This is a genomic window from Hydrocarboniphaga sp. (assembly GCF_028291725.1).
GTDB lineage: Bacteria > Pseudomonadota > Gammaproteobacteria > Nevskiales > Nevskiaceae > Hydrocarboniphaga.
Genome location: NZ_JAQGNT010000110.1, coordinates 1 through 20,592, shown reverse-complemented (window position 1 = coordinate 20,592; position 20,592 = coordinate 1). Strand labels below are relative to the sequence as shown.

Sequence of the window (20,592 nt, the reverse complement as noted above, 5' to 3'; positions counted from 1 at the left end):
CGTTGAACCGGCGGATGATCACCGCGACGGTGATGCTCGCGTCGATCCTGCAGACGCTGGACAACACCATCGCCAACGTTGCGCTGCCACATATGCAGGGTTCGCTGTCGGCGACGCAGGAGCAGATGAGCTGGGTGCTGACCTCGTACATCGTCGCCGCGGCAATCATGACGCCGGTCACCGGCTGGCTGGCTTCGCAGTTCGGCCGGCGCCAGCTGTTTCTCGGATCGATCCTGGGTTTCACCCTCGCGTCGGTGCTGTGCGGCATCGCGCAGTCGCTGCCGGAGATGGTGCTGTTCCGCTTCATACAAGGCGTCGCCGGTGCCGCGCTGGTGCCGATGTCGCAGGCGGTGCTGTTCGACATCAACCCACCCGAGCGGCATGGCAAGGCGATGGCGGCCTGGGGCCAGGGCGTGCTGCTGGGGCCGATGCTCGGCCCGATTCTGGGCGGCTGGCTGACCGACAATTACAGCTGGCGCTGGGTGTTCTACATCAATGTGCCGCTGGGCATCATGGCCTTCGTCGGGGTGCTGCTGTTTCTGCCGAAGGACGAAACGCGGCCTTCGCAGTTCGACCTGTTCGGTTTCACGCTGCTGAGCCTGGGCATCGGCGCGCTGCAGATCATGCTCGACCGCGGCTCCACACTGGACTGGTTCGGGTCACGCGAAATCTGGATCGAAAGCATCGTCGCCGGCCTGGCGTTCTACCTGTTCGCGGTGCACTCGGCGACCAGCAAGAACCCCTTCATCCCGCCGGCGCTGTTCAAGGATCGGAACTTTTTGACCGGCAACGTCTTCATCTTCGTCATCGGCGTGGTGCTGTTCGCGACGCTGGCGCTGTTGCCGACCATGCTGCAGGTATTGATGGGCTATCCGGTCTACTACGCCGGGCTGCTGACGGCGCCGCGCAGTCTCGGCACGCTCGCGGCGATGCTGATCGTCGGTCAGCTGGTCGGGCGCTTCGACTCGCGGCTGATCATCGCGTCCGGTTTTGGGTTGACGGCGATCTCGCTGTGGCAGATGACGCAGTTCGACATGCAGATGGATGCCAGCCCGGTGTTCTGGTCGGGCATTCTCCAGGGTCTGGGCACCGGCATCATCTTCGTGCCGATGGCGGCGATGACGTTCGCGACCCTGCCCGGCAATCTGCGCAACGAGGCCTCGGCGATGTTCAGCCTTGCGCGCAACATCGGCAGCAGCATCGGCATCTCGGTGGTGCAGGCGCTGCTGATCAGCAACACCCAGGTCATGCACGCTTCTCTGAGCGAACTCGTCAGCCCGTTCAACCTGGCCAACCGCAATCCGCAACTCGCGGCACAACTGACGACGCACGAAGGTAGCGCCGGCCTCAACGCCGCGATCACCGGCCAGGCGTCGATGGTGGCGTATATCGACGACTTCAAACTGATGTTGATTCTGACGCTGCTGGCGCTGCCGCTGTTGCTGCTGGTGCGCGCGCCGCAAAAAGCCAATGCCGAGGATGCACCGCATGTCGCCGCCGAATAATGCCTTGCCGCTGCTGGCTGCCGCGCTGCTCGCGGCCTGTGCCGTGAGCCCGGACTATCAACGCCCGGCCACCACCCGCTCGACGATCTACGGCGACGAGTCGCTGAGCAGCCTGCAGGCCAATGCCGAACAGCAGCTGCTGCCCGGCCAGAATCCGGCGCCGGACTGGTGGACGCAGTTCCAGTGCGAGCCGCTGAATGCGACGATGCAGCAGGCGCTGGCCGGCAATCGCAGTCTTGCCGCCGCGAGCGCGTCGCTGGCGCAGGCGCGTGAAGCGGTCACGGCCAGCACCGGCCAGCTGTATCCGCAGCTCACGCTGGACGCCGGCGCCGGCCGGCAGCAATACGGTGCGCAGTTCAGCGGCCCGAACCGCGCGCCGCCGTTCAACTACTTCTCGGTCGGCCCCAGCGTCCGCTACCTGTTCGACTACACCGGCGGCCAGCATCGCGCGGTCGAGCAGCAGCAGGCGCTGGCCGAATCTCAGGCGTTTCAACTGCAGGCCGCGCAGCTGAGCCTGACCGGCAACGTCGCACAGCAGGCGTTGATGATCGCCTCGATGCGCGCGCAGATCGCGACGCTGGAAGGCCTGCTCGAAGAGGACCAGAAAAATCTGACCCTGGTGCAGTCCGCCTTCGATGCCGGCTCGGTGTCGCGCGTCGACGTGCTCAGTGCGCAGAGCCAGCTCGCCACCGACCAGACCCTGCTGCCGCCGCTGCGCCAGCAGCTGAGCCTCGCACGGCATGCGATGTCGGTGCTGGTAGGACACGCGCCGGGGGACTGGGCGCCGCCGGATTTCGAGCTCGCCGATCTGCAGCTGCCAGCCTCGCTGCCGCTGAGCCTGCCTTCGGAGCTGGCGCATCGCCGGCCCGACATTCTCGCCGCAGAATCGCAGTTGCACGCCGCGACGGCCGGCGCCGGCGTGGCGACTTCAAATTTGTATCCGCAGATCAACCTGACGGCGTCGGTGAGCCAGCAGTCGACCTCGTTATCGCATCTGTTCGACGGCGACAGCCTCGCCTGGGGTTTCGCCGGCGGCCTGACCGCGCCGCTGTTCGACGGCGGCAGCCTGCGTGCGCAGAGCCGCGCTGCGCAGAACGCGCAGCAGGCGGCGCTCGCGCAGTATCAGCAGGTCGTGCTGCAGTCTTTCGGCCAGGTCGCCGACGTGCTCGCCGCTCTGGATCACGACGCCGAACAGCTCACCGCACAGCGCAACGCGCTCGACACCAGCGAAGCGAACCTGAAGCTGACGCGCGAAAGTTATGCCGCTGGCAACGTCGGCGTGCTGCAGGTGCTGGATGCCGGGCGACTGTCGCAGCAGGCGCGGCTCGGTTATGTGCGTGCGCAGGCGCAGCGTTATCAGGACACCACGCAGCTGTTCGTCGCGCTGGGCGGCGCGGTGATACCGGTCAGCGCTGAGCCCGTAGGTCGGCAATCCCTTGCCGACGTGAGGCCATGATTGCGCATCGGGTGTACACGTCGGCAAAGGATTGCCGACCTACGGGCTCAGCCGGGCTCGTCGCAAGGCAAATGATGCTGATCCCGCGCCGACGGCTCGCGCAGTTCCGGATGGTCGTAGGGAATGTAGTTCTGCCAGAACCACGGCAGGCAGGTCGGACCCAGCAGATCGTCGGCCAGATATTTGAAGATGCCTTCGGCGTTGGAGCTGTTGGACAGCAGCATCAGGCAGGCCTGCCGGTTCTCGATGCATAGCACATAGTTGTTGGTGCCGTCGTCATGGCCTTCCTTGAAATACGCCGGCCCCTGCGACGAGCGGAACAAACCCCAGCCGAGGCCGTATGCCAGGGCGATGCCGCGATTGTCGGTGGTGCTGTCGGTCAGCTGCGGCGGAAACTGCTGGACGGAATCGATTTCGATCTGCGGCCGCAGCATCTCTTTTTTCGACGCGGCGCTGATGCCCTCGCCGCGCTGCAATCCGGCGAGGAAGCGCGCGTAATCCGCCGGCGTGGTATCCATCGAGCCAGCGGCGCGCGTCGAGCCGCGCCGCTTGTGTCCCAGCGCCTTGCCGGCTTCGTCGTAGCCGGTCGCGTTATCGGCGGCGAAATCATCGCGCCAGGTCGTGCTGCTGCGCCGCATGCCGAAGCGGTCAAAAACGCGCTGCTGCATCAGCTGCCCGACATCGAGTCCCAGACCCTGCTCGATCACAAACTGCAGCAGATTGATGCCCTCACCGGAATAGCTGAAGCGCGCGCCGGGCTCGAACCAGAAACTCAACTTTGCGTCTTGCCGATACACACCGTCGCGCGTGAAGAAGCGAAAGTTCGGAAAGCCCGCGGTATGGCTCAACAGCATGCGTGGCGTGATCATGCGCCAGCGTTCATCGCCAGCCAGGTCCGAATACTTCTCGTACTCCGGCAAGGGCTTCGGCAGGTACGCGGCAATGGATTGGTCGAGATCGATGCGGCCATCGTCGACCAGCTGCATCACCAGGTACGCGAACGTCGCCTTGGTCAGCGACGCGCCGTACATCACCGTATCCGGATTCAGCGGTGCCGCGCTTTCGACGTCGCGCAGGCCGTAGGTTTTCAGATAAGCAAGCTGTCCGTGCTCGACCAAGGCCACGGCCAGGCCGGGGACTTTCGCCGCGCTCATCAGCCGCTGCACGCTTTGGTCGATGTGCGGCCCAGCCGGTGCCGGACGCAAGCCGCTGCATGCCCCTGCGAGCAGAGCGCACAGCAGCAGTGATGCAGCAACGCCTGCGCGGCGCATTACTTCGGCTTTTTTTGCGGCCGTTTCCAGCCGGTGATGGTCCTCTGATCGCGAGCCCGGCAGATCGCCAGTGCGTCGTCGGCAACGTTGCGGGTGATCGTCGAACCCGCCGCAATGAAGGCACGATCACCGACCGTAACCGGTGCGACCAGCTGCGTATCGGTGCCGATGAAAGCACCGTCACCGATCGTGGTGACGTGCTTGTTGGCGCCATCGTAGTTGCAGGTAATCACGCCGGCGCCGATGTTGACGTCGGCGCCTACCAGCGCGTCGCCGATGTACGCCAGATGCCCGGCCTTGGTGGCGCGGCCGATGCGGCTTTTCTTGATCTCGACGAAGTTGCCGATATGCACCTCGTCGGCGAACTGCGTGTCCATGCGCACGCGCGCAAACGGCCCGATGCGGCAGTCCGCACCGGCGTCCAGATTCTCGAGCACGCAGTGCGACAGCACCTCGCTGCGCAGGCCGAGCTTGACGTTCTTCAAATGCGAATACGCGCCGATGCGAACGCCGTCGGCGAGTTCGACGCGGCCTTCGATGATCACGCCGACGTCGATGAAGACGTCGCGTCCGGCGAGCAGTTCGCCGCGCAGATCGAAGCGTGCCGGGTCGGCCAGCTGCACGCCGGCGCGCATCGCGCGCTCCGCTTCGCGCAACTGGAACAGGCGCTCGGCGCGGGCCAGCTGCACGCGGTCGTTGACGCCTTCGACTTCCGCGGCGTTGACCGCAAGCACGGTCTGCACGCTCACGCCTTCGGCCACCGCCAGCGCGACCACGTCGGTCAGGTAGTACTCGCCGCTGGCGTTGTGGTTCTGCACCTGCGCGATCCAGCGCTTCAGGCTCGCGGCCGGAGCGGCCAGCAGGCCGGTATTGATTTCGCGGATCGCGCGCTGCTCGGCGCTCGCGTCTTTCTGCTCGACGATGCCGATGACGCGGCTCTCGGCGTCACGCTGGATACGGCCATAACCGGACGGGTCGTCGAGTGTCACCGTCACCAGCGCCAAGCCCGAAGAAGCCGCGCTTTGCAAAGCGGCGAGCGTGCCCGCGCCCACCAGCGGAACGTCGCCATACAGCACCACCACCAGCGCATCGTCCGGCACCTCCGGCAACGCCTGCTGCACCGCGTGTGCGGTACCGAGCTGTTCGGCCTGCACCGCGATCTTCGGCATCGTGGTTGCGGCACTCAGGGTCAGCCAGGACTGCACCAGATCGGCTCCGTGGCCGAGCACCAGGTGCGCATCCGCATCCAGCGCGGCGGCGGCTCCGAGCACGTGCGCGAGCATCGGCCGGCCACCAACGGTATGCAGCACCTTGGGCAGCGCGCTGTTCATGCGCGTGCCGCGGCCGGCGGCGAGGATGATGGCGTGGGTCTTCATGGCGTCATGAGGTTTGTTGCAATGAGCGCAAGTTTAGGGGTTCTGGGCGACGGCGTAGCCCGGGTGAAACCCGGGACTGGGCGACCCCGCGTTTCACCCGGGCTATAGCACCCGGGCTACAGTAGGGGCGCACCTCCCCGACAGGGTTCGCATGGACGATTTCCACCATCAGCTTATGCAATGGAACAGCTTTTTCTCATCGACCGCGCAGGTCAGCGGCGGCCTCGTCGGCCTGGTTTTCGTTGCGCTGACGTTCAAACCCGAGGCGCTCGGCGTCGCCGGCAAGGCCGGTGATTCCGGCTTGCGCAAGCTGGCACGGCAGACATTCTCCGACTTCATCAACGTGCTGCTGGTCTCGCTGCTGATGCTGGTGCCGTATTCGAGCAACCAGATCGGCATCGCGCTCGGCATCGTCGGCGGCCTGGGGCTTTGGCGAGCCATACAGCGGATCGTCTCGGTCGCCCGCGGCCCGGTGCCGGGCGCCGCCCGTGGGCAGGTGATGCAGCGTTTCGGATTGTCGCTGCTCGGCAACCTGTTCCTGTTCGCTGCCGGAACCGGCACGGTCATGCGCCTGATCAGCGATCTGATGTTCTGGTCGTTCCTGTTCAGCAGCATCATCCTGCTGCTGATCTCCGGCACGCGCACCGCTTGGCTGCTGCTGATGCACGAGGCCGACGGCGACGCTTAGGGCTTGCGTGCAAACAGGGCGGTAGTGCAGGCAAGCTCGAAGTTCTTTTCTCGCGACAGCTGTTTGACGAACGGCTCCTTCAGCAGATCGATCGGATTCTCCAAAAATCGCGCCAGTTTCATCTGCAGGAACTCCTCCTTTTCGACGCCGGACAAGCCGCTGGCCCAGCCGCTGACCAGGGAGCAGAGCGCCCAGATCGGCAGGCCGCTGGCGAGCATCTCCTGCCGCTCGATGTGCAAGCCCGGCTCGAACAGGTTCCGCAGGCCTTGCGCGGTCATGTTGTAGTAGTGGTGCGGGAACGCATGGAGCGGCTGAAGAAACGGCACGACACAGTAGAGCTTGCCGCCAGGCTTCAGCACACGTGCGATTTCGGACGCGCATTTGAACGGATCTTTGACGTGCTCCAGCACGTTCAACGAGAGCACGCCATCGAAGACGCCGTCCTTGAAAGGCAGAACTTCGCCGACGCCCAGTACGTCGGTCGTGTCGTAATCGACAATCTCGAAGTTCACCACGTGGTCGTAATACCGTCCACGCTTTCCGGCGCCGCAATCGAGCACCCAGCCCTCGCTCGCCGCTTCGATCAGCCTGAGTGCGAACGGATCGTAGTCATGGGCCGACACGCCGTCGGTTGCGACGATCTTGAACTGCCGCTGCAACTCGGCGCTCAAAAAATCGTAGTTCCGCTGCGTCCGTCGATGCGGCATGTCGGATCGCACAATGGACGCAATGAGATCAAGCTTGCGCCGCTTCTGATCGAGGATGTCGCTGCGATCGACTAAGGGAATCTGCTCCGGCAGAGACATCAATACCGGCTCGCCGGAGTTCCGTCGGGCCAGCTTGCTCCAGCCCAGAGAGACGATGCGATCGAGCGATCGCCACCAAGGTCGCAGCCCACCTTTCTCACCGCTGTGCATGGTTATGGGATTGCGATGGCCGACGGGATCTCATCGCTTCCATTATGCAATCGCCGGTCGGGATGCGAGCGGGTGCGGGCAGCGCCGCATCGAACATGGCTGGCGCTGTCGCGCTCTTGCATTTTATTTCGCATACGAAATATATTAAGCGTACGCCAGCGTATTGCCGCGGTGCGGATGCAGGAGCAACGGCACCATGCCCATCACCGAAACGATTGAAATCCAGGCCGCCGACGGCTATCGCCTGCACGGCACGCTGCATCGTCCCGAAAGCGGGCCGCACGGCCTGGTGCTGATCCATCCCGCGACCGCAGTGACCGAGAAGCTGTATTTGTCGTTCGCCGAATTCCTGACCGAGCAGGGTCTGATGGCGGTCACTTACGACTATCGCGGCATGGGCCGCTCGGCACCGAAGTCCTTGCGCGGCTTCCAGGCGCGGATGCGCGACTGGATGGAGCTGGACGTCACTGCGGTGACGGAATGGGCGCAGCAGCAGTTCCCGCAGCTGCCCTTGCTCGCGGTCGGTCATAGCGTCGGCGGCCATGCGCTCGGCATCAGCGATGCGACGCGCCATCTGCGCGCGGCGGTGATGGTTGCGAGCCAGGCCGGCTACATCGGCAATATCGAACTGCCCTCCGAACGCCGGCGCGTGCACCTGCTGCTGACGGTGATCGCGCCGATCGCGCTGCGCCTGTTCGGCTATCTGCCCGGGCGCCTGGGCCTGGGCGGGGATCTGCCCGCCGGCGTCGCACGGGAGTGGCTCGCCTGGTGCTCGCAGCCCGATTATTTCTTTGAAGATCCGACGCTGCAGGCGCGGCGACGCTTCGGCGACAAGCATCTGCCGCTGTTCGTGATCGGCTTCGACGACGATCTGTGGGCGACGCCGCGCGGCATCACCGCGCTGGTCCGCAATTTCAGGCACTGCGATATCGACCGGCGCCAGTTCTCGCCGATTGAGGTCGGCGTCGAGGCGATCGGCCACATGGGGTTCTTCCGGCGGGCGATGAGGCCGCGGCTATGGCCGCAGGTCAGCGGCTGGCTGCTGGCGCAGCTGGAGCGGCACGAGGCGGCGTAGATCGATAACCATTGTAGGAGCGGACCTTGTCCGCGATTGAGGCCTTCAAGAGCACAATCGCGGACAAGGTCCGCTCAAGGTCCGCTCCTACAGTTGCGAAATCGGGAGGCACTATGATGTGCCGATGAAGCCTCCCACCGATCGACGGCTGTTCTTTCTGCTGAACGTCGGCCAGCGTCGCGTGAACCGCTGGATCGAATCGCGATTCGGCGCCGAAGGCGGCGCATCGGCGGCGCAGGCCGGCGCGCTGTTTTACCTGGCGAAGCACGACGGCGCGCTGATCGGCGAAATCGCAGAGGCGCTGGACCTGGCGCCGTCGGCGATGACCGGTCTCGCCGATCGCATGTGCAAGGCCGGCCTCGCCGAGCGGCGACGCGACGAGCAGGACGGGCGGGCCATGCGACTGCATCTGAGCGACACCGGCCGCGACAAATTGCAGACCGCGCGCCGTGGCCTGGAGAGCATCAACGCGAAGATCAGCGAAGGCTTCAGCGAGGCCGAGATGGAAGTCGTTGCGCGCTGGCTGGCGAGCCTGCAAACCAAATTCAGCAACGACGATCGCGGCCGCATTCCGTAGGTTGGGGTGAGCGCAGCGAACCCCAACATTTTGTCCGCGCCGATGTTGGGGTTCGCTGCGCTCACCCCAACCTACGCTTGCTAGTGGTGACCCGGCGCGTTGAGCTTGCGCACGAACTCTAGACGCGCCGCGGCCTCGATCATTTCCTGCTGGGCCTTGGCCAGGTCCATCTCGGTCTTGGCGCCGGCGAGCTTGGATTCGGCGTCCTGCTTGGCCTTCAGCGCGGAGGCTTCATCCGCATCCTTGGCGCGCAGCGCGGTGTCGGCGAGGATCGTCACCAGATGCGGCTGGATCTCGAGAATGCCGCCGGAGACGAAGAACTGCAGCTCTTCGCCGCTGGGCGTGCGCACACGCACCGCGCCCGGCTTCAACCGCGTCAGCAGCGGCGAGTGGCGCGGCGCGATGCCGACTTCGCCCATTTCGGCCGGGGCGAACACCATGCTGGCCTCGCCCTCGTGGATCTGGCCTTCGGCGGAAACGATGTCGACGTGGATCTGCGCCATAACTCAGTACCTCAAAAACCTGCTTTTAAGTCCCCTCCCCCGCAAGCGGGGGAAGGAGACAAACTACGCCGCCGCCATCTTGGCGCCCTTCTCGATGGCCTCGTCGATGGTGCCGACCATGTAGAACGCCTGCTCCGGCAGGTGATCGTACTGGCCGTCGACGATGCCGCGGAAGCCGCGGATGGTTTCCTTCAGCGAAACGTACTTGCCGGGCGAGCCGGTGAACACTTCGGCGACGTGGAACGGCTGGCTCAGGAAACGCTGGATCTTGCGCGCGCGGGCCACGGCGCGCTTGTCGTCTTCCGACAGCTCGTCCATGCCGAGGATCGCGATGATGTCCTTCAGTTCCTTGTAGCGCTGCAGCACGCCCTGCACGTCGCGGGCGGTGTTGTAGTGCTCGGCACCGACCACGTCCGGGTCGAGCTGGCGGCTGGTGGAATCGAGCGGGTCGACGGCCGGATAGATACCGAGGCTGGCGATGTCACGCGACAGCGTAACGGTCGAATCCAAGTGAGCGAAGGTGGTCGCCGGCGACGGATCGGTAAGGTCGTCCGCGGGAACGTAGACGGCCTGGATCGAGGTGATCGAGCCCTTCTTGGTCGAGGTGATGCGCTCCTGCAGCACGCCCATTTCTTCGGCCAAAGTAGGCTGGTATCCCACCGCCGACGGCATACGGCCGAGCAGCGCGGACACTTCGGTACCGGCCAGCGTGTAGCGATAGATGTTGTCGACGAAGAACAGCACGTCGCGGCCTTCGTCGCGGAAGTATTCGGCCATCGTCAGGCCGCTCAGCGCCACGCGCAGACGGTTGCCCGGCGGCTCGTTCATCTGGCCGTAGACCATCGCCACTTTCGACTCGCTCAGGTTCTCCTGCACGATGACCTTGGCGTCCGACATTTCGTGATAGAAGTCGTTGCCTTCGCGGGTACGCTCACCGACACCGGCGAACACCGACAGACCGCTGTGCGCCTTGGCGATGTTGTTGATCAGCTCGAGCATGTTCACGGTCTTGCCGACGCCGGCGCCGCCGAACAGGCCGACCTTGCCGCCCTTGGCGAACGGGCACAGCAGGTCGATGACCTTGATGCCGGTTTCCAGCAGCTCGGTCGAACCGGCCTGCTCTTCATAGGTCGGCGCGTCGCGGTGGATAGCCCAGCGCTCGGTGGTTTCCACCGGGCCGACTTCGTCGATCGGCTCGCCGAGCACGTTCATGATGCGGCCGAGCGTGCCCTTGCCCACCGGCACCGAAATCGGCTTGCCGGTGTTGGTCGCGATCAGGCCGCGCTTCAGGCCGTCGGACGAACCCAGCGCGATGCAGCGGACCACGCCGTCGCCGAGCTGCTGCTGGACTTCCAGCGTCAGGTCGGCGCCTTCGACGGTCAGCGCGTCGTAAATGTTGGGGATGGCATCGCGCGGGAATTCCGCGTCGATAACCGCGCCGATGATCTGAACAATCTTGCCGGTATTCATTGTCATTACTCTCAAAGCGGGGCCTGCGGCCCCGTCCTAAAAAATTAAACGGCCGCAGCGCCGCCGACGATCTCGGCGAGTTCCTTGGTGATGCTGGCCTGGCGTGCCTTGTTGTAGGCGAGCTGCAGACCCTGAATGATTTTGCCGGCGTTGTCGGTGGCGGCTTTCATCGCCACCATGCGCGCGGACTGTTCGGACGCGGTGTTCTCGATCACGGCCTGGTAGACCTGCGACTCGATGTAGCGCTGCAACACAGTGTCGAGCAGCTCGGTCGCGTTCGGCTCGTAGATGTAGTCCCAGTTCTTCAGCAGGCCTTCGGCCGGTGCCGCGACGATCGGCAGCAGCTGCTGCACGGTTGCGCGCTGCGTCATCGTGTTGACGAAGCTCGCGTAGACCACATACACGCGATCGACTTCACCAACGCGGAACGCGTCGGTGACGACCTTGATCGTGCCCAACACGCTGTCCAGCGTCGGCTTGTCGCCGAGACCGTGAGCGGTGGCCAGCACCTTGCCGCCGACGCGCTTGAAGAAGCCGATACCCTTGTTGCCGACGATCGCCAGGCTCGCGTCGACGCCCTTGTCTTTCCATTCCTTGATCGAACGGACCGAGACACGGAAGCTGTTGACGTTGATGCCGCCGGCCAGACCGCGGTCGGTGGAGATGATCAGGTAGGCGACGCGCTTGACCGGGCGATCGACCATGTACGAATGGCGATATTCCGGCTGCGCGTTGGCGAGATGGCCCATCGTGCGACGGATCGCCTCGGCATACGGGCGCGCAGCGAGCATGCGCTCCTGTGCGCGGCGCATCTTCGACATCGCCACTTTTTCCATCGCACGCGTGATCTTCTGCGTGTTTTTCACGCTCTTGATCTTGGTGCGGATTTCCTTTGCGCCGGCCACGTGCTCAGTGCTCCTTATTCGTTAGTGCCCATCCGAAACCCCGTTCCTCCCGAGTAGCCGGCCCGTTCGCCCCGAGTAGCGCCGCAGGCGCGTATCGAGGGGAGCGGCGTATCGAGGGACTGAGCGAATCGGAGGGCTGCCTCGATACGCGGGCTGCGCCCGCTACTCGGCACGAACGGCTAAAAAAATGACAGGAAGATGCTTGCATCTGATTCTGGCTTAGATCGCGCTCTGCTTCTTGAACGCGTCGAGCGCTGCTTTCAGCTCGGCTTCCAGCGCGTCGTTCCAGTCGCCCTTGACGTTGATCTTGTCGATCAGCGGCTTGTAGGTCGCGGCCAGGAACTGCTGCATGCTGGCTTCCCAGGCGCCGATCTTGTCGACCGGCACGCTGTCCAGATAGCCCTTTTCGGCCGAGTACAGCGAGGCCGCCATTTCGGCGACGCCCATCGGCGCGTACTGCTTCTGCTTCATCAGCTCGGTGACGCGCTGGCCGCGCTCGAGCTGGGCGCGGGTGGCCGCGTCGAGGTCCGAGGCGAACTGCGCGAAGGCCGCGAGTTCGCGGTACTGGGCGAGCGCCAGCTTGGTGCCGCCCGAGAGCTTCTTAATGATCTTGGTCTGAGCGGCGCCACCGACGCGGCTCACCGAGATACCGGCGTTCATCGCGGGACGAACACCGGCGTTGAACAGATCGGTCTCCAGGAAGATCTGGCCGTCGGTGATCGAAATCACGTTGGTCGGAACGAAGGCGGACACGTCGCCGGCCTGGGTTTCGATGATCGGCAGCGCGGTCAGCGAGCCGGTCTTGCCCTTGACTTCGCCGTTGGTGAACTTCTCGACGTAGGCGGCGTTGACGCGCGCGGCGCGCTCGAGCAGACGGGAGTGGAGATAGAACACGTCGCCCGGATAGGCTTCGCGGCCCGGCGGGCGCTTCAGCAGCAGCGACACCTGGCGATAGGCGACAGCCTGCTTGGACAGATCGTCGTACACGATCAGCGCGTCTTCGCCGCGATCACGGAAGTATTCGCCCATGGTGCAGCCGGAGTACGGCGCGATGAACTGCAGCGCGGCGGCCTCCGAGGCCGAAGCGGCGACGACGATGGTGTGCGCCATCGCGTCGTGCTGCTCGAGCTTGCGCACGACGTTGGCGATCGACGAGGCCTTCTGGCCGATGGCGACGTAGACGCACTTAATGCCGGTGGTCTTCTGGTTGATGATCGCGTCGATGGCCATCGCGGTCTTGCCGGTCTGACGGTCGCCGATGATCAGTTCGCGCTGGCCGCGGCCGACCGGGATCATCGCGTCGACCGACTTGTAGCCGGTCTGCACCGGCTGATCGACCGACTGGCGGGCGATAACGCCCGGCGCGATCTTTTCGATCGGGCTGGTGCCGACCGAGACGACCGGGCCCTTGCCGTCGATCGGGCGACCCAGGGCATCGACCACGCGGCCGAGCAGGCCCGGGCCGATCGGCACTTCCAGAATGCGGCCGGTGGTCTTCACCGTGTCGCCTTCCTTCAGATGCTTGTAGTCGCCCAGCACCACCGCGCCTACCGAGTCGCGCTCCAGGTTCAGGGCGAGGCCGAAGGTCGGCGCACCGCTCTTGTCGGCCGGGAACTCGAGCATTTCACCCTGCAGCGCGTCCGACAGGCCGTGCACACGGACGATGCCGTCGGCCAGCGAGACGATCGTGCCGGTGTTGCGCGCCTCGACGGTCGCGTCGAAGTTCTGAATGCGGGCCTTGATCAGGTCGCTGATTTCGGAAGGGTTGAGTTGCATGTCTGATGCCCTGATTGTCCGTAGGGACGCGCGTTGCTTGCGCGTCCGGCTGATTCTTTACGGGCGTTTTCGCGCCCGGCGTTCTGGTGCTTTTGCTGGTACTTACTGGGTTCTTACTGCGTCAGCGCGCTTTTCATCCGCGCCAGCTCGCCGCTGACCGAGCCGTCGATGACGAGATCGCCTGCGCGAACCACCGCGCCCGCGATCAGGCTCTCGTCCGTCTTCCAGTCGATCGCGACTTCACGATGCAAACGCTCGCCGAGCGCCGCGCCGAGGGCCGAACGCTGCGCGCCTGAGACTTCGGCGGCCGAGGTGATCTCGACGTCGACCCGCGACTCGGCCGCGGCGCGCAGCGCCTCGAACTGTTCCGCAATCAGCGGCGCCAGCGTCAGACGGCCATTCTCGGCCAGCAGCTGCGCCAAGCCCTGGCCGTCATGGCCCAGCGATGCGGCTAGGGATTTGCCCAGCGCGGCCGACAGCATCTGCCGGGTGACGCGCGGATGGCCGATCAGCGCGGCTGTTTCCGGCACCTGCACCGCGGCGGCGATGGTCGCCAGCCGCGCCGACCAGTCCTTCAAGTTGCCGCCTTCGCGGCCCAGCTCGAAAACCGCCTTGGCGTAGGGACGAGCGAGGGTTTGCAGTTCGGCCATGAGCGCATCAATCCTGTGTCAGATCCGCGCCGCGAGGTCTTGCAGGATGTCGGCGTGCGCGCTCGCGTTGACTTCACGCTTGAGGATGCGCGCCGCGCCCAGCACCGCCAGATCGCCGACCTGCCGGCGCAGTTCCTCCTTGGCGTGTGTGACCTGGCGCAGGACTTCGCCATTGGCGTGTTCGACGATCTTCTCGGCTTCGTGAGTCGCGGTCAGCTTGGCAGCCTCGACCATCTGGGTCGCCTGCTTGTTGGCGGCGGTCAGAATCTCCTGAGCCTGGATGCGAGCAGCCTTGAGGGCCTCATCGCTCTTGGCCGAGGCTTCCTTCAGCGAAGCGGCGCCACGCTCGGCAGCCGCCAGACCTTCGGCGATGCGCACGCGACGCTCTTCGAGCGCCTTGGTGATCGGCGGCCAGACGTACTTCATCGTGAACATCACGAAGATGAAGAACACGATCATCTGGCCAACGATGGACGGGATACTTGCCTGCATCGAGGTTCTCTTTAAAGACGAGTCGGTCGAACTCTGGAATCAGACGCCGGAGCGTCTTAGCCTGCCGGCTGCAACTGCGACAGCAGCGGGTTCGCGAACATCATCAGCAGGCCCATGGCGACGCCGATGATGGCGACGGCGTCGAGCAGGCCGGCGATGATGAACATGCGCGTCTGCAGCATGTTGGCCATCTCGGGCTGGCGGGCCGCGCCTTCCAGGAACTTGCCGCCCAGCAGGCCGAAGCCGATGGCCGTGCCCAGAGCTGCCAGACCGAAGATCAGGCCGATGGTGATGGCCGTGTTGGCCTGGATTGCTGCGACATACTCCATGGGATGCTCCGTCTCTATATCTATTGCGGTGGTTTAGTAGCGGTTACGACGTACAACATGCAACCAATCATTACAGCGGAAATCGATGCGGCTCAGTGGTGCTCGTAGGCCATGCTGAGATACACGATCGTCAGCGTCATGAAGATGAAGGCCTGCAGGGTTACGACCAGGATGTGGAAGATCATCCAGCCCAAGCCGGGGATCACCTGCGCCCACCAGGGCAGCAGCGCGATCAGGATGAAGATCAGCTCGCCGGCGTAGAGGTTGCCGAACAGTCGCAGCGCCAGCGACATCGGGCGCGCCAGGTATTCGACCGTGTTCAGCAGCACGTTGGCCGGCAGCAGGTACGGGCCGAACGGATGGAACAGGAACTCCTTGGCGAAACCGCCGGCGCCCTTGCCCTTGAAGCTGTAGACGAAGATCAGGATGAACACCGAGATCGACAGCGCGAAAGTCGCGCTCATGTCGGCCGAGGGGACAATGCGGATATAGGCGTGATGAGCATCGTGGCCGGCGGCGCCGTAGGCCAGCGCCCACAGCTTGGGCACCAGATCGACCGGGATCAGGTCCATGCTGTTCCACAGGAACACCCAGACGAAAATCGTCAGCGCCAGCGGCGCGACGAAGGCGCGGCTGCCGTGGAAGCTGCTCTTCACCGAGTTATCGACGAACTCGATGATCATTTCGACGAAGTTCTGCAGCTTGCCCGGTACGCCGGCGGTGGCGCGGACCGCGACGATGCGGAACACCGTCAGGAAGATCAGGCCCAGCAGCGTGGAAATGATCAGCGTGTCGACATGCCAGGCCGAGGCCGAAATGAAGCTGGAATCACCTGCATACGTCAGGTGCTGAAGATGGTGGGTGACGTATTCCGCGGGGGTAGGTGAAGCGCTCGCCATCACTCTTTCCAAAGCAGAGAGAACCAATAAATCGAAAGGGTCGCCAGATACGCCGAAATAAATGGCAGAAACTGATGCCCGAATATTTTAATCGCGGCGACGAAAATCACCGCCGCCAGCCCGTATTTCCAGGCCTGCGCGCGAAAAAAATCCGACAACATCGCGCCAGGGTCCTGATGCTTCCGCCCCAAGGCCTTGACGGCCGTGTACCAGGTCAGCAGACCGCTGGCCGCCCCTCCGGCAACTGCAGCAAAGGCGGCGTCGAAACCCGACCCCAGCCACCACAGCACACCGGCTCCCAGGCCGACCAGCAATTGATACCCGGCGAGGCGCGCACCCAGTGACATCCGCGTTACCGTCTGCAAGGCATCAAGCCCATCAAGTATACGGGGCGATAAACGGCCAGTTCAACTATGAACGGTTACGAATGCACAACGAACCGTTACAAATCCCGGCCAAATCCCGGCCAAATACCCGCCAAATCCCGCCCGATCGGCCTGCATTCTAACCGCCGCCGATGCGGCCGAGCAGGCTCTCCAGTTCCTTGGCATTGCGGAAGCTGACAGTCAGCTTGCCGCGCCCGGCCTGGTTCTGGCTCAGCTTCACCGGCAGGCCGATGGTCTCGCGCAGGCGTGCTTCCAGCGCACTGGCCGGCGCCGCCGGTTTGGCCGGCACCCTGACTTCACCCCGATTCTGCGCCGCCTGAACCAGCGCCTCGGTCTGACGCACGGTCAGATGCTCGTCGATCACCCGATGCGCCAGCGCGGTCTGCGCGGACTTGGGCAGGCCGAGCAGTGCCTTGGCGTGGCCCAATGTAAGCCGATTCTCACGCAGCCATTGCTGCACCTCGCCCTCCAGCTCCATCACGCGCAGCAGGTTGGTGATGCTGGCGCGCTTGCGGCCGACCGCGGTGGCGGCCTGCTCGTGGGTCAGCCCGCATTCCAGGATCAGCTTGTGCAGGGCCTCGGCTTCTTCCAGCGGATTCAGGTCGGCGCGCTGGATGTTCTCGACCAGGGCCACCGCCATCGCACCGCGCTCGTCGAGGTTGCGCACCACCGCCGGCACGGTCGCAAGGCCGGCCATGCGCGCCGCGCGCCAGCGGCGTTCGCCGGCGACGATCTCGTAGCGGCCGTTTTCGGCCGGGCGCACGACGATGGGCTGGACCACGCCCTGCGAGGCGATCGAGTTGGCCAGCTCTTCCAGCGCCTCGGTATCGAAGGCGCGGCGCGGCTGGTGCTTACCCGGCTGCAGGTCGTCGAGCAGCAGATGGCGCAGTTCTTCGTCGGCGTCCAGCGGCGCGGCGACCGCGTTGACGCTGCTCAGCAGTACGTCCAGGCCGCGGCCCAGACCTCTTTTCCTTACGCTCAAATCAGCTCCTCAGCACTCATGCAACCTCTTCCGCATTGAAACGCAATTGCCCGCCGTCGTGGCGGCGCAGCACTTCGCCGGCCAGCGCCAGATAGGCCTTGGCGCCAGTGCTGGCGGCGTCATAGAACATCACCGGCAACCCGTAGCTGGGCGCCTCGGCCAGGCGCACGTTGCGCGGGATGATCGTGCGATACACCTTGTCGGGGAAATGCTGGACCAGCTGCGCCGACACGTCGTTGGCCAGGTTGTTGCGCGGGTCGAACATCGTCCGCAGCAGGCCCTCGATCTCCAGCCGCGGATTGATCACGCGCTTGATCTTCTCGACCGTGTCGACCAGCGCACTCAGACCCTCGAGCGCGTAGTACTCGCACTGCATCGGGATCAGCACACCGTCGGCGCAGACCAGCGCGTTGACGGTGAGCTTGGACAGCGCCGGCGGGCAGTCGAGGATGATGTAGTCGAACTGGCTGGCGACATCGTCCAGCGCGCTCTTCAGCGCAAAATCGCCGGCGGCGACGTCGCGCAGCCGGATTTCGGCCTCGGTCATGTCGGCATTCGCCGGCAGCAGCCACAGGCCGAGCTGCGGCAGATACTGGATCGCGCGCGCCGCCGGTGTCTTTTCCAGCAGCACGTCGCGTGCGGTCAACTCCAGCGCGGATTTGTCGACGCCCACGCCCATCGTCGCGTTGCCCTGCGCGTCGAGGTCCACCAGCAGCACACGGCGCTTGGTGGCCGCGAGCGAGGCGGCGAGATTGATCGAGGTGGTGGTTTTGCCGACACCCCCTTTCTGGTTGGTGACCGCGATGACGTGCGTCATTGGCTTTTTAAAGTGAGAAGAAGCGCGTGCCGGTCCTCATTGAGACCCGGCACCTGCAGGCGGTGCGTGGCCTGGACCTGGCAGTCCGCCGGCAGTGCCGCGCGTTCGCCTGCGTCTAGTTTGCCCTTCATGGCCACCCATTGACCACCCGGCGCCAGCAAATGCCGGGTCAGCGACACGAAATCGGCGAGGCGGGCGAAGGCGCGGCTGACGATCTGCGGGAAGGTTTCGCCGGAGGCCAGATCTTCGACGCGGCCCTCGATCACACGCGCATTGTCGATATGCAGAGCCCGCACCGCATGGCGCATGAAGCGTGCTTTCTTGCCGTTGCTGTCGAGCGCGACCACCGGTAACTCCGGCCGCGCGATCGCCAGCACCAGCGCCGGCAGGCCGGCGCCGCTGCCGACGTCGAGCAGCGTTCCGTCGTTAAGGAGCGGCAGCAGGCTCAGCGAATCCAGCAGATGCCGCGTGACCATCGCCTGCGGATCGCGGATCGCGGTCAGGTTATAGGCGCTGTTCCATTTCAGCAGCTCGGCCTGGTAGGCGAGCAAGCGCGCCGGCGCCTCGGCCGGCAGGCTCAAGCCGAGCGTTTTGATCCCCTCGGCAAGGATCTGCGGCGGCTGCACAGCTGGATTTGAAGAACGGCTGCTGACCAAGAACGAAACGCCCGGCAATGCGAAGGGCGCGCAGTATGCCGCCTTCGATTGCCGGGCGCCTGAGAGATCACGACCCTCCGCCGTAGCCCGGGTAAAACCCGGGCTACTTCTTGCCGGCGCCGACCACCAGCAGCACGATGCCGGCAATCAGGATCGCGCCCGACGCGATCGGCGTCACCGGGAGCGAGTTGGTCTTTTCCTTGTTGATCTCGATCGGCCCGATATCGGCCACTTTCTCGGTATGCGTCAGCTTCACGCCGCCGAACACGAAGCCGAGGATGCCCAGCACAATCAGCACCACGCCGAATATTTTCACGGTGACACTCCCTAGCCTCGTTATAAGCGATAAGAGCCCGGAGTGTTGCCGAGCGCGCTAAACCGCTACTGAACGAGCGGCGCCCGGCAGCCACAGCCGCACCTCGAGCCCGCCCCCGGCCCGGTTGGCCAGCGCGACCCGGCCGCCATGGGCTTCGACAATCTCGCGGCACAAGGTCAGGCCCAGGCCGGTGCCGTCGGGCTTGGTCGAATAGAACGGCAGCAGCGCGCTGGCCAGCACCGTGTCGGACATGCCGGGGCCGCGGTCGAGCACGCGGATCAGCACCTGGTCGCCCGATCCAGGCTCTGCAGCGCCGCGAACTTCCAGCTCCACGGCTTCGGCCGGGCCGCCGGACTCGTGCGCGTTCTTCAGCAGGTTGATCAGCACCTGCTCGATCTGCGCGGCATCGAAATGCGCCGCCACGGCCGGCGGCGCGCCGATCGGCGCATACGGCACCGTGCGCCGCAGCCGCGCCAGAAACGCCGGCCATTGGATATCGGTCTTGCGCGGCTGCGGCAGCTTGGCGAAGCGCGCATAGTTTTCGAGAAACTGCTTGAGCCGCGCACTGCGCTCCTCGATCGTGACGAAAATATCGTCGAGCAGATCGTGGCGCTGCGCCTGCACCGCGAGCCGGCCCGAATGCGCCAGCGACGAGATCGGCGCCAGCGAATTGTTCAGCTCGTGGCTGATCACGCGGATGACTTTCTTCCAGGTCTGCAGCTCCTGGCGCGTCAGCTCGCGGGTCAGGCTGCGGAACTGGTAGAGCCGGTGCTCGCGCGTATTCAGCGTGAAGTGATTGCGCGTCACGTGCAGGATCTCGGCCTCCTCGCCTTCCTCCTCCACCGTATACAGGCCGTCGCGCTCGGCGGTTGCGGCTTCGCGCAGGCCCGGCGGCGCGTGCTCGAGCACCTCGTTGAACAGCAGGCCCTCCATGCGCCGGCCGCGATGAAAGCGCTTGCGCGCGGCGGTATTCGCATACAGCACATGGCCGACGATGTCGGTCAGCACCAGCGACTGCGGCGAGGACTGGATCACCGTGTCGAGCAGCAGTTCGCGCTGGTAGAGATTCTGGCGTTCGGTGCGCAGGATGTCGCCGACGCTGTTGTAGACGCTGGCGAGTTCGCCCAGCTCGTCGCTGCGCGTGACCGCCAGGCTGACGCTGAAATCGCCGTCGCGCAGCGAGGACACGCCGTCGACCAAAGCGCGCAGATGGCGGCTGACCGGCGCCATGAATTTGCGCACCACCAGCGTGGTGACCGGCAGCACGATCAGCGCCGCGATCAGTGCAGCCAGCACGCCGTCGGCGACGTACCGCGCCAGCACGATGCCGAGCAGCGCGCCGCCGACCGCAAGCAGGCTGCAGACGGCGAGCGTGCGGCCTTCGAGGGAGATGGTGGTCATGCGCGGCATAGTGCCCATTGTTGGGGTTCGCTGCGCTCACCCCAACGGACATGGCGACTCGCGCCACCCCTGATGATGAAAGAGACTCGTGGCGTGTTCGGAGAATAACGGTACATTGTTTTCGCCGATTACATGGGAAAACAAA

22 protein-coding genes are annotated in these 20,592 nt (G+C 64.9%); 5 read left to right on the top strand and 17 right to left on the bottom strand.

Going from position 1 to position 20,592, the window contains the following annotated elements; all coding sequences use genetic code 11:
• Positions 1 to 14 precede the first annotated feature (14 nt).
• Both JWQ90_RS28015 and JWQ90_RS28010 read left to right on the top strand, forming a co-directional pair.
• Positions 15 to 1,505, top strand: coding sequence for a DHA2 family efflux MFS transporter permease subunit (locus tag JWQ90_RS28015; protein ID WP_366919621.1), 1,491 nt, complete (start codon positions 15 to 17; stop codon positions 1,503 to 1,505).
• Positions 1,489 to 2,961: an efflux transporter outer membrane subunit gene (locus JWQ90_RS28010; protein ID WP_299698386.1), complete on the top strand. Its 1,473-nt coding sequence runs from the start codon at positions 1,489 to 1,491 to the stop codon at positions 2,959 to 2,961. Before JWQ90_RS28015 ends, JWQ90_RS28010 begins: the two co-directional genes overlap by 17 nt.
• 47 nt (positions 2,962 to 3,008) lie before the next feature.
• On the opposite strand, the gene JWQ90_RS28005 is transcribed toward JWQ90_RS28010, so the two are convergent.
• Together JWQ90_RS28005 and glmU are read right to left on the bottom strand one after the other, a co-directional pair.
• On the bottom strand, positions 3,009 to 4,232 hold the full coding sequence (locus tag JWQ90_RS28005) for a serine hydrolase domain-containing protein (RefSeq protein ID WP_299698385.1): 1,224 nt from the start codon (positions 4,230 to 4,232) through the stop codon (positions 3,009 to 3,011).
• The gene (glmU, locus tag JWQ90_RS28000; protein WP_299698384.1) at positions 4,232 to 5,608 is read right to left on the bottom strand and encodes a bifunctional UDP-N-acetylglucosamine diphosphorylase/glucosamine-1-phosphate N-acetyltransferase GlmU; all 1,377 of its coding nucleotides are present in this window, start codon (positions 5,606 to 5,608) and stop codon (positions 4,232 to 4,234) included. The genes JWQ90_RS28005 and glmU overlap by 1 nt, the downstream gene beginning before the upstream one ends.
• 151 nt (positions 5,609 to 5,759) lie before the next feature.
• Between glmU and JWQ90_RS27995 the strand changes: the two genes are divergently transcribed.
• A complete protein-coding gene (locus JWQ90_RS27995; RefSeq protein WP_299698383.1) occupies positions 5,760 to 6,296 on the top strand; it encodes a hypothetical protein in 537 nt (178 codons plus the stop codon).
• On the opposite strand, the gene JWQ90_RS27990 is transcribed toward JWQ90_RS27995, so the two are convergent.
• On the bottom strand, positions 6,293 to 7,102 hold the full coding sequence (locus JWQ90_RS27990; RefSeq protein ID WP_299698382.1) for a class I SAM-dependent methyltransferase: 810 nt from the start codon (positions 7,100 to 7,102) through the stop codon (positions 6,293 to 6,295). The two genes, JWQ90_RS27995 and JWQ90_RS27990, sit on opposite strands and share 4 nt — an antisense overlap.
• 307 nt (positions 7,103 to 7,409) lie before the next feature.
• Here JWQ90_RS27990 and JWQ90_RS27985 point away from each other — a divergent pair, with 307 nt between their 5' ends.
• Both JWQ90_RS27985 and JWQ90_RS27980 read left to right on the top strand, forming a co-directional pair.
• The gene (locus JWQ90_RS27985) at positions 7,410 to 8,288 is read left to right on the top strand and encodes an alpha/beta hydrolase (protein ID WP_299698381.1); all 879 of its coding nucleotides are present in this window, start codon (positions 7,410 to 7,412) and stop codon (positions 8,286 to 8,288) included.
• A 124-nt stretch (positions 8,289 to 8,412) separates the two neighbouring features.
• Positions 8,413 to 8,865 carry a MarR family transcriptional regulator gene (locus JWQ90_RS27980; protein WP_299698380.1) on the top strand — a complete coding sequence of 151 codons (453 nt, stop codon included), beginning with the start codon at positions 8,413 to 8,415 and terminating at the stop codon, positions 8,863 to 8,865.
• An 80-nt stretch (positions 8,866 to 8,945) separates the two neighbouring features.
• Here the strand turns inward: JWQ90_RS27980 and JWQ90_RS27975 are convergent, their stop codons facing one another.
• The 14 genes from JWQ90_RS27975 to JWQ90_RS27910 all read right to left on the bottom strand — a co-directional run bounded on the left by JWQ90_RS27975 (position 8,946) and on the right by JWQ90_RS27910 (position 20,447).
• Positions 8,946 to 9,368, bottom strand: a complete 423-nt coding sequence (locus JWQ90_RS27975; protein WP_299698379.1) for a F0F1 ATP synthase subunit epsilon — start codon at positions 9,366 to 9,368, stop codon at positions 8,946 to 8,948.
• Between the two features lie 63 nt (positions 9,369 to 9,431).
• Positions 9,432 to 10,838 carry a F0F1 ATP synthase subunit beta gene (gene atpD, locus JWQ90_RS27970; protein ID WP_299698378.1) on the bottom strand — a complete coding sequence of 469 codons (1,407 nt, stop codon included), beginning with the start codon at positions 10,836 to 10,838 and terminating at the stop codon, positions 9,432 to 9,434.
• 44 nt (positions 10,839 to 10,882) lie between these two features.
• Positions 10,883 to 11,743 carry a F0F1 ATP synthase subunit gamma gene (atpG, locus tag JWQ90_RS27965; RefSeq protein WP_299698377.1) on the bottom strand — a complete coding sequence of 287 codons (861 nt, stop codon included), beginning with the start codon at positions 11,741 to 11,743 and terminating at the stop codon, positions 10,883 to 10,885.
• 219 nt (positions 11,744 to 11,962) lie between these two features.
• The gene (atpA, locus tag JWQ90_RS27960) at positions 11,963 to 13,519 is read right to left on the bottom strand and encodes a F0F1 ATP synthase subunit alpha (RefSeq protein ID WP_299698376.1); all 1,557 of its coding nucleotides are present in this window, start codon (positions 13,517 to 13,519) and stop codon (positions 11,963 to 11,965) included.
• 113 nt (positions 13,520 to 13,632) lie between these two features.
• Positions 13,633 to 14,169 carry a F0F1 ATP synthase subunit delta gene (locus JWQ90_RS27955; RefSeq protein ID WP_299698375.1) on the bottom strand — a complete coding sequence of 179 codons (537 nt, stop codon included), beginning with the start codon at positions 14,167 to 14,169 and terminating at the stop codon, positions 13,633 to 13,635.
• 18 nt (positions 14,170 to 14,187) lie between these two features.
• Positions 14,188 to 14,661, bottom strand: coding sequence for a F0F1 ATP synthase subunit B (locus tag JWQ90_RS27950; protein WP_299698374.1), 474 nt, complete (start codon positions 14,659 to 14,661; stop codon positions 14,188 to 14,190).
• Between the two features lie 56 nt (positions 14,662 to 14,717).
• Positions 14,718 to 14,990 carry a F0F1 ATP synthase subunit C gene (atpE, locus tag JWQ90_RS27945; protein WP_299698373.1) on the bottom strand — a complete coding sequence of 91 codons (273 nt, stop codon included), beginning with the start codon at positions 14,988 to 14,990 and terminating at the stop codon, positions 14,718 to 14,720.
• 92 nt (positions 14,991 to 15,082) lie between these two features.
• On the bottom strand, positions 15,083 to 15,889 hold the full coding sequence (gene atpB / locus JWQ90_RS27940; protein WP_299698372.1) for a F0F1 ATP synthase subunit A: 807 nt from the start codon (positions 15,887 to 15,889) through the stop codon (positions 15,083 to 15,085).
• Complete coding sequence (locus JWQ90_RS27935) at positions 15,889 to 16,236, bottom strand: ATP synthase subunit I (RefSeq protein ID WP_299698371.1); 348 nt, start codon at positions 16,234 to 16,236, stop codon at positions 15,889 to 15,891. The genes atpB and JWQ90_RS27935 overlap by 1 nt, the downstream gene beginning before the upstream one ends.
• Positions 16,237 to 16,393: 157 nt before the next feature.
• Complete coding sequence (locus tag JWQ90_RS27930; protein ID WP_299698370.1) at positions 16,394 to 17,257, bottom strand: ParB/RepB/Spo0J family partition protein; 864 nt, start codon at positions 17,255 to 17,257, stop codon at positions 16,394 to 16,396.
• A 16-nt stretch (positions 17,258 to 17,273) separates the two neighbouring features.
• The gene (locus tag JWQ90_RS27925) at positions 17,274 to 18,074 is read right to left on the bottom strand and encodes a ParA family protein (protein ID WP_299698369.1); all 801 of its coding nucleotides are present in this window, start codon (positions 18,072 to 18,074) and stop codon (positions 17,274 to 17,276) included.
• Positions 18,071 to 18,700: a 16S rRNA (guanine(527)-N(7))-methyltransferase RsmG gene (gene rsmG / locus JWQ90_RS27920; RefSeq protein WP_299698368.1), complete on the bottom strand. Its 630-nt coding sequence runs from the start codon at positions 18,698 to 18,700 to the stop codon at positions 18,071 to 18,073. Before rsmG ends, JWQ90_RS27925 begins: the two co-directional genes overlap by 4 nt.
• 133 nt (positions 18,701 to 18,833) lie before the next feature.
• Positions 18,834 to 19,046, bottom strand: a complete 213-nt coding sequence (locus JWQ90_RS27915) for a DUF3185 domain-containing protein (protein ID WP_299698367.1) — start codon at positions 19,044 to 19,046, stop codon at positions 18,834 to 18,836.
• A 57-nt stretch (positions 19,047 to 19,103) separates the two neighbouring features.
• A complete protein-coding gene (locus JWQ90_RS27910) occupies positions 19,104 to 20,447 on the bottom strand; it encodes an ATP-binding protein (protein ID WP_299698366.1) in 1,344 nt (447 codons plus the stop codon).
• Positions 20,448 to 20,592 lie beyond the last annotated feature (145 nt).